This is a genomic window from Streptococcus sp. 1559 (assembly GCF_013276735.1).
GTDB lineage: Bacteria > Bacillota > Bacilli > Lactobacillales > Streptococcaceae > Streptococcus > Streptococcus pseudopneumoniae.
In genome coordinates this window covers 1-8,440 of record NZ_VMLO01000035.1, presented here as the reverse complement: position 1 = coordinate 8,440, position 8,440 = coordinate 1, and the positions used below count along the sequence as shown (strand labels likewise).

Genomic DNA, 8,440 nt, shown 5'->3' with positions numbered 1-8,440 from the left:
TTTTCATTGAGTATTATTTCTCTCTTTATGACGCTCATAAGCCTTGAGCTGGCGCTGCAGTTCCTTTTTAATAGCAGGTTCTGGAGCATATTTTTCTTCCCAATCATCTGGTTTTAAGATTTTGTGGGTCACTGGATCAAAATGAGCCTTGCCATCTGGAAAAATTTTCCCCATATTAGCCTGATGGACAATGTCAAAAATACGTTCTGGATCCACCCCCATCAAGACAAAACTACCGTAGGTGAAATAAAGCGTGTCAATCAAGGCATCCACCTGACCTATCAAATCTTGCTGGGCAGGCGTCTTCTTGGCTACTTTATCTGCCGCCTTATCAAGAGCCTGATGAAGTTGCGATAGAGCTTGACCAAAGTCCTCTTCAGAAGGACTGGCTGCTCGAACAAACTCCACCAATTCTTCTATTTTAAAGCCAGCCCTATGGGTTGCACCTTCTAAATCCCAAGCTCGAGGTTCTTCTTGAGTCCGTTCATCCATCATGTGGTGGAAGGTCTTGACCTTATTGAAATGATAGTCACGGCTGACAAAGACTTTTTCTGAAGCCAAAACACCAAAATGTTCCAAGGCCTTGTGGATTCCGTCTTGTTGATTGCTGGTGGTAATGTGCTTGGCAACTTCCTTGACACTGCTACTACCATTTCCCATAGCGACCGACATCCCAACACCTGCCAGCATTTCAAGATCGTTATCTGAGTCACCAAAGGCCATGACTTGGTTGAGGTCAAAGCCATATTCTTTCCCGACTAGTCGAATGCCTTCCAATTTAGAGTTTCCTTGATTGATGACATCCGCAGCAAAAGGATTGCTACGTGTCAATTTCAAGTCTTCAAAATCAGCTGCCGCCTTCTCAGATTCTTCTGGCGTCATCAGCATCAAAACTTGGTAGATAGGCTGATTCATCAGATGAAGCAGGTCTTCTTCCTTTTGGGGAACAACCTTGCTGACCATGCGATTAAAAGACTGACTCACTGTCCGAGTTAAAACAGAGGGAACGAAGCGACTGATTCGTTGGGAAAAAGAACCCAGACCAAAGGACATGATTTTGGAACCCAGCATGGCATCCTTGGTCCCTAGGGCAATCTCCTTGCCCTCTTTTTTAGCATAGCTAATTAGATGGCGCAAATGCAACTTGGAAATAGGGCTCGTGAACAAGACTCTGTCTTTAGTAAAGATGTACTGGCCATTATAGGTTACCGCAAAATCCAGGTCCAAATCGTCCATCAATTCCTTAACAAAAAAAGGTCCTCGCCCTGTCGCTACACCGACAAGCACCCCTTGTTCTTTAACAATCTTAATCGCGTCCCTAGTGGATTTCAAAACACTCTTGCGATTGTTGACTAGTGTTCCATCGATATCAAAAAAAACAGCTTTGACTTCCATCCTATCCCAATCTCCCCTTTTGTGATACAATGATTATACCACATTTCAGAAAGAGTAAGTAAATCATGCCTAAGAAAATCCTTGTTTTACATACGGGTGGGACTATTTCCATGCAGGCCGATGCTTCTGGCGCTGTTGTGACGAGTTCAGATAATCCTATGAATCATGTGTCCAACCCACTTGAAGGAATCCAAGTTCATGCCTTGGACTTTTTTAATCTACCAAGCCCTTATATCAAACCCAAACATATGCTGGCTCTCTACCAAAAAATCAAAGAGGAAGCAGATAACTACGATGGGGTGGTGATCACACACGGAACCGATACTTTAGAGGAAACAGCCTATTTCCTTGATACCATGAAAATTCCCCACATGCCCATCGTTCTAACAGGAGCCATGCGCAGCTCCAATGAACTCGGTAGTGATGGTGTTTATAACTATCTGAGTGCTTTACGGGTAGCTAGCGATGACAAGGCTGCTGACAAAGGAGTTTTGGTCGTTATGAACGATGAAATCCACGCTGCCAAGTATGTCACCAAAACACATACGACCAACGTCAGCACCTTCCAGACCCCAACACATGGCCCCCTCGGTCTCATCATGAAACAGGAAATCCTCTACTTTAAAACAGCTGAACCTCGTGTTCGCTTTGATCTTGATCACATACAAGGCTTGGTGCCTATCATCTCGGCTTATGCTGGTATGACAGATGAGCTGATTGATATGCTGGATTTAGAACACTTGGACGGTTTAATTATCCAAGCCTTCGGAGCTGGTAATATTCCCAAAGAAACGGCTCAAAAATTAGAAAACCTTCTGCAAAAAGGAATCCCAGTCGCCCTGGTTTCACGATGCTTTAACGGTATCGCTGAGCCTGTTTATGCCTACCAGGGTGGGGGCGTGCAATTACAAAAATCTGGTGTCTTCTTTATTAAAGAACTCAACGCCCAAAAAGCCCGCTTGAAACTCCTCATTGCCCTCAATGCCGGACTAACAGGGCAAGATTTGAAAGACTATATGGAAGGCTAAGACTCTTGAAAAATCTCTTCAAACCACGTCAGCTTCCATCTACAAGCTCAAAGCAAGGACTTGAGCTGACTTCGTCAGTTCTATCTACAAGCTCAAAACAGGGACTTGAGCTGACTTCATCATTTTCATCTACAAGCTCAAAGCAGGGACTTGAGCTGACTTCGTCAGTTTCATCCACAAGCTCAAAGCAGGGACTTGAGCTGACTTCGTTAGTTCTATCCACAAGCTCAAAGCAGGGACTTGAGCTGACTTCGTTAGTTCTATCCACAAGCTCAAAGCAGGGACTTGAGCTGACTTCGTCAGTTCTATCCACAAGCTCAAAGCAGGGACTTGAGCTGACTTCGTCAGTTCTATCTACAAGTTCAAAACAGTGTGTTGCGCAGTCTTTAACCAGCCGCCTAGTCCGCTCTATGGTATTCATTAAGTCAACATCTCTTGTTTAAGAGCACAAAATCAGGAAATCTTCTCGATTCCCTGATTTTTTCTATTTACGTTTTCGTGTTGAGCTACGTTCTGTTAATCCATGAGATAATAGAACTTCACGTTCTTCCAACACTTCCTTGTGCATAATCTTAGTCAACATACGCATACTAATGGCACCAAGGTCATAAAGAGGTTGGGCAATAGTTGTCAAGTTTGGACGGGTAAAGCGAGAGACTTGCGAATCATCACTGGCAATGATCTCAAATTCTTCTGGTACTGACACACCTTTACCAGCCAAACCGTTCAAGACACCTGCCGCCAACTCATCACCTGTTACAATTGCTGCAGTTGCATTTGATGAAATCAAGCGCTCTGCCAAGGCATAGCCATCTTCATAAGTGTATTTAGATTCAAATACCAATCCTTCGCTATAAGGAATATCTGCTTTTTTCAAAGCTTCCTTGTAGCCAACCAAACGAACCTTACCATTGATGTCATCCACTAGTGGACCACTGACAAAAGCAATGCGCTCATTTTCTTTAGCGAGGTAGGTCACTGCATCAATCGTAGCTTGTTTGTAGTCAATATTGACACTTGGAAGCTGATGCTCTACATCCACAGTTCCTGCGAGAACAATCGGAGTACGTGAACGCGAAAATTCTGAGCGAATTTTATCTGTCAAGTGATACCCCATAAAGATAATGCCATCTACCTGCTTTGAAAAGAGGGTATTGACAACAGAAACTTCTTTCTCGTTATCTTCATCGCTATTAGCTAGGACAATATTGTACTTGTACATTTCTGCAATATCATCAATCCCCTTAGCCAAACTCGAAAAATAACCATTGGTAATATTTGGAATCACGACACCAACAGTGGTTGTCTTTTTACTTGCAAGACCACGCGCAACTGCATTTGGACGATAATCCAAACGATCAATTACCTCAAGCACTTTTTTACGGGTATTCTCTTTTACATTTTTATTGCCATTGACCACACGGCTGACCGTCGCCATGGAAACACCTGCTTCACGAGCGACATCATAAATGGTTACTGTGTCATCTGCATTCATTCCTTTTCCTGTCCTTTCTATCCCACACATTCTTTTACAAGTAGAGGCACCGATTAAAGCTCTATATCTACTTACAAAAGTGAAGATGTGAAAATTTCGTTTTCATATTTTTACTTATTCCATTCTATCACTAATTGTAAACACTTTCAAGTGTTTTTTGAGGATTGATTGAAAAAATTTCATAGAAAGCCTAGGTTTAGCTCCTTGCTACCACCTTAGAGCCACAAAAAGGAGGAAACTAAGCCCCCTCAAGTTACAAATTGTTTGATTGAATAATTTTAATTTTAACACATAATGGTTTTCGCGTTATGATAGTATCACAACCAACCAGATTCTTTCGCGATATTAGCTGCCTCTGTTCGATTACCTGCATCTAGTTTCGAAAGAATATTGGTGACATAGTTTCGGACGGTTCCGTTGGATAGATAAAGTTTATCTGCAATTTCTTGGTTAGACAAGCCCTGAGCAATTCCCTTTAAAACTGCGATTTCTTGCTCCGTTAATGGATTGGGATGCATCATCACCACTTCCATCAATTCAGGCGAATACTCCTTGCCTCCTTCGAGGACAGTATGCAAAGTTTGCATGAGGTCTGCAATGTTTCTTTCTTTTAATACATAAGCATCTACTCCAGCCTTGACCGCACGTTCAAAATACCCTGGGCGCTTGAAGGTCGTCACTACAACCACCTTTGTTTCGAGCTTTTCTGCTCGTATCCACTCCAAGACTTCAAGACCAGTCTTAACAGGCATCTCTACATCAAGAATGGCAATATCTACGGACTCTTTTTCTAAGAGTTGGATTGCTTCTTGCCCATTCTTGGCTTGTAAGACAGACTCTACATCTGCTTGAAAGGCAAGCAACTGGCACATAGCATCTCGCAACATACTTTGATCTTCTGCGACTAATACTTTCATCTACTTTCTCTCCTTATAAGGTAGTCGAACCTGAACTTCTGTCGGTTGTTTTCAACTAATTACCTTTACTTCTCCCGAAAACGGAAGAATACGATCTCGAACTGTATGGAGGTCATCCCCCTTTATAGAAGCAAAGCCACAGCCATCATCTCTCACTGTTAGAATGAGTTCTTTCTCTGTCCGTTCTAATTTTAAGTAGACTTTAGACGCTTTAGCATGTTTGATGATATTGGTCACCAACTCAAGCAAAATCATAGAAGCCATTGACTCCAATTCTTGAGTAAGGCTAGCAGTATCTAGTTGGTTATCCGTTTCCACCTCAATTCCAGCAATTTCTAACATCTTTTTCACAGTCTCTAGTTCGGATGTCAAAGTTCTAGACTTAAGATTTTCCACAATGGTTCGAACTTCACGCATTGATTCTTTGCTAATTTGCTGTATTTCTCTTAATTCCTTTTCCACTTGTGGATAAGCCTGCATTTGAAATAGCTGCAAGGCTAGATCTGTCTTGACACTAAGCATAGCAAAGGTATGTCCCAGACTATCATGCAAATCCTGACCGATACGATTGCGCTCATTTTCTGCTAGCAATAGATTTATCTGGGTATTTTGCTTGACCTGAGCTTCTTTCAAATCCTCGACAAGGCGAATTCGAACCGAGCCCAAAGTCATCAAATCGACAAAAGTAAGAATTACAAGCATATAGACTAGAAACTCAACTTCGATTCTCTGAAAAATCAAAAGTCGCCCCACAACAAGGAATTGAGCAAGGAGAAATGTCCATACATGTAAAGACTTTAAACTACGTACGCCAAAATGATAAATTAAGAGATTGGAAAGGAAAAAGAAAAACCAGATATAATTCCCAGCAACAAAGGCGGTATTCCCAGCTACATAGACCAGCATGATCCCCCAGAAAAGCCAAGATAGGCGCTGGTTCTTAGTTATTAAAACACCCAAATACGTCACTACAAATAGAATATCAACCAATAAATGCCAAGCAGGAAGCTCCCCAATCACTACAGGTAGGATGGGAAAAAGCATAAAAATCAAACTGGCCCAAAACATATAGTGTATGCTTTTCAGTCTTTCAAGCATTAAGCATTCTCCTTCTGACCTTGAAGGTAAATAGTCAAACCAAATAAAACTGCTGAAAAAACAAGTAAATAAACTGTGGTTGATAGATTGATGCCACCCTCGTTTAAGAAGGTCTTGAGCAACTCCATCAATTGATAGGTCGGGAGACACTTACCAACTGCTTGCATCCAGTCTGGAAATAAAGAAATGGGCATCCAGAGTCCGCCTAAAACAGCCAATCCTAGATAAAGAAGATTGCCCACAACAGACATCAGCTGACTAGTTGGTAAGAGAGTCAAGGTCAAGCCAAGTGCTACAAAAGCAATACTCCCCACAATCAGCAAAATCGCAGCTCCAACCCATTTTACTAGAGGCATGTCTACACCTCTTACAAAATGTCCAACTGTAAAAACAACCAGAATTGAGACCAAATAATCAACCAGCATAGTTGTTATCTTTGATAGATAATATTCTACCATATTTACAGGGCTATGACGCAATGTTTTCTGCCAGTTGTTGATCTTATCGGTATGTAAGACAGCTGGTAATGAAAAGATAGCTGTCGACATCATGGAAAAAGCCGTCATGGAGATGAGGTAATCACGCATAAAATTCGCTGGTCCACCTGGTGTCTCCTGGTACATGCCAGAAAAGAATAAATAGAAAGCTGTCGGCATCCCTACTGATAATAAATAATAGACTGATTGCCGTTTGGTCAATAGAAATTCTATCTTGTTTAGTGCCATCCATCGTTTCATCTTAGTCATCTCCTTTTTGCGTTTCTTCAAAGATTGTATCCAGCAAACTACGATTATTAACTTCAATTTCTTGTATGCTACATCCTGCTTGAACTAACAGTTCCCAGAAAGCATCTGCTTCTCGTGTGACTACTTACAGAGCATCTTGTTTTTGAGTCCATTTTTCAACCAAGTTAGACTGCTCAACGACTTCCTTATAAGATATAGGAAGGATAAAGTGCTTTTCTATTTCCTCGCTACGCATGGCTAGTGGTGTCGTATCGCGAATCAACTCTCCCTTATTTAAGAGCAAAATGCGGTCTGCGGTGTGTTCCACTTCCTCAATATAATGGGACGAATAGAGAATGGTGACTCCCTGCGCTTTTAGGTCCTGAACAATTTCCCAAAAGCGTTGACGAGTTGAAGTATCCATGGCAGCAGTTGGTTCATCTAAAAAGACAAGCTTTGGTCGCCCAATCAAGGTCAAGACAAAAGAGAAGAGACGCTTTTGCCCGCCTGACAATTTTTCTGCTAATTGCTCTTTCTGTTGCTGATTAAACTGCAATAGTTGATCGATTTCCTGATTGCTCAAGGAATTTGGATAAATTTTTTGAAAGAAAGCAATCAACTCTTTTACCTTTAGTTTCTGAACGATTACATTCTCTTGAGGGAGGTAGGATCTTGTATAGTCTAACTGAGAACTCGTTACTGGTAAACCTTTAATAGATACTTGACCGCTGGAGACCAATTTATCTCCGAGCAAACAGTCCAAGAGTGTGGTCTTTCCTGCTCCGTTTGGCCCAATCATGGCAACACATTCACCTTCAGCTATCTCAAAGGAAATATCCTTCAAAATAGCCTTGCCCTTGATGTTTTTATGTAAGCCTTGTACCTTAATCATGTTCATAATATTCTCCTTTCAATCACTCCATTCCCATAGGGAAAACGACGAAAATCATAAATCCAAAACCCCAAGCACCACGGATGAATTGGTAAAGGAAGTCTTGATCAAACCAACCTGTAAACATTTCTACCAACCATACCAAGAGTGACAGACCAATAAAGAGATAGATAATCGCTTTTTTCATTCCTCAAACTCCTTTTTCACATCTCCGACTAATTTCAAACCTTCTCTAACAAGCCAAGACATCATTCCAAATCCAGCAAAGACCTCCCAAGGAAAATGATAGAAATCCTCATCCAATCCCGAAAACATGAGATAGGTCATAACTCCTGCTGCTACTAAACTCATTGCGACAATCATTTTATTTTTCATCTCTTCTTCCTCCATTTCATACTTCAATTATAGTCTTTTGAAGTTAGCGGAGCTAGAAGCTTCTGTCACTAGAAAATATGACAAATGTCATAAAAAATTCTGTTCAAAACAAGCAAGATACACTATACAATAAAACACAATTAGAAAAATCTAAGGCAACTTCCTCAAAAGAAATATCAAATCCAATTCACACCATAATGTAAGCTAATACTTATTTAAAATCAAAAAGAGTAGAAATTTTTATCAGACAAACACATATATTATACGTTGAATAAAACCCTTCTATTGCTTTCTTAAAAATTTATAAGAGTTATAAAATCCCTTGAATTCAATGTGTATACCTAAAATACGGTATTTATTGAAAAGACTGGAGACGAAAAGTATACGCTGCCAAAATGAATTACTGAAATTCAAAAAAGAGAGAAGCAAACTGATTCTCTCTTAATGTATATAATATCTAGTTTTAAAAATACACACTCACATATCTCTATAATGTATCGGGAAGACAGGATTCG

9 protein-coding genes and 1 pseudogene are annotated in these 8,440 nt (G+C 40.7%); 1 reads left to right on the top strand and 9 read right to left on the bottom strand.

What is annotated here, in order from left to right; all coding sequences use genetic code 11:
• Nucleotides 1-3 precede the first annotated feature (3 nt).
• Nucleotides 4-1,395 (bottom strand): Cof-type HAD-IIB family hydrolase, encoded by a 1,392-nt coding sequence (locus HT688_RS06000; RefSeq protein WP_000453150.1) that lies wholly within the window; start codon nucleotides 1,393-1,395, stop codon nucleotides 4-6.
• Between the two features lie 65 nt (nucleotides 1,396-1,460).
• Between HT688_RS06000 and HT688_RS05995 the strand changes: the two genes are divergently transcribed.
• Nucleotides 1,461-2,423, top strand: a complete 963-nt coding sequence (locus tag HT688_RS05995) for an asparaginase (protein WP_050208774.1) — start codon at nucleotides 1,461-1,463, stop codon at nucleotides 2,421-2,423.
• A gap of 28 nt (nucleotides 2,424-2,451) precedes the next feature.
• On the opposite strand, the gene HT688_RS05990 is transcribed toward HT688_RS05995, so the two are convergent.
• From HT688_RS05990 to HT688_RS05955, 8 genes and pseudogenes are all read right to left on the bottom strand, one after another.
• Nucleotides 2,452-2,844 (bottom strand): hypothetical protein, encoded by a 393-nt coding sequence (locus tag HT688_RS05990; RefSeq protein WP_172923643.1) that lies wholly within the window; start codon nucleotides 2,842-2,844, stop codon nucleotides 2,452-2,454.
• Between the two features lie 63 nt (nucleotides 2,845-2,907).
• On the bottom strand, nucleotides 2,908-3,918 hold the full coding sequence (ccpA, locus tag HT688_RS05985) for a catabolite control protein A (RefSeq protein ID WP_050208778.1): 1,011 nt from the start codon (nucleotides 3,916-3,918) through the stop codon (nucleotides 2,908-2,910).
• 317 nt (nucleotides 3,919-4,235) lie between these two features.
• On the bottom strand, nucleotides 4,236-4,835 hold the full coding sequence (locus HT688_RS05980; RefSeq protein WP_050223406.1) for a response regulator transcription factor: 600 nt from the start codon (nucleotides 4,833-4,835) through the stop codon (nucleotides 4,236-4,238).
• Between the two features lie 51 nt (nucleotides 4,836-4,886).
• Nucleotides 4,887-5,933 (bottom strand): sensor histidine kinase, encoded by a 1,047-nt coding sequence (locus tag HT688_RS05975; protein WP_172923642.1) that lies wholly within the window; start codon nucleotides 5,931-5,933, stop codon nucleotides 4,887-4,889.
• Complete coding sequence (locus tag HT688_RS05970) at nucleotides 5,933-6,670, bottom strand: ABC transporter permease (RefSeq protein WP_172923641.1); 738 nt, start codon at nucleotides 6,668-6,670, stop codon at nucleotides 5,933-5,935. The genes HT688_RS05975 and HT688_RS05970 overlap by 1 nt, the downstream gene beginning before the upstream one ends.
• Before the next feature lies 1 nt (nucleotide 6,671).
• Nucleotides 6,672-7,556, bottom strand: a pseudogene (locus HT688_RS05965) (ABC transporter ATP-binding protein).
• Nucleotides 7,557-7,572: 16 nt separating this feature from the next.
• On the bottom strand, nucleotides 7,573-7,737 hold the full coding sequence (locus tag HT688_RS05960; protein ID WP_000709172.1) for a hypothetical protein: 165 nt from the start codon (nucleotides 7,735-7,737) through the stop codon (nucleotides 7,573-7,575).
• On the bottom strand, nucleotides 7,734-7,940 hold the full coding sequence (locus tag HT688_RS05955; RefSeq protein ID WP_119948047.1) for a hypothetical protein: 207 nt from the start codon (nucleotides 7,938-7,940) through the stop codon (nucleotides 7,734-7,736). The genes HT688_RS05960 and HT688_RS05955 overlap by 4 nt, the downstream gene beginning before the upstream one ends.
• Nucleotides 7,941-8,440 lie beyond the last annotated feature (500 nt).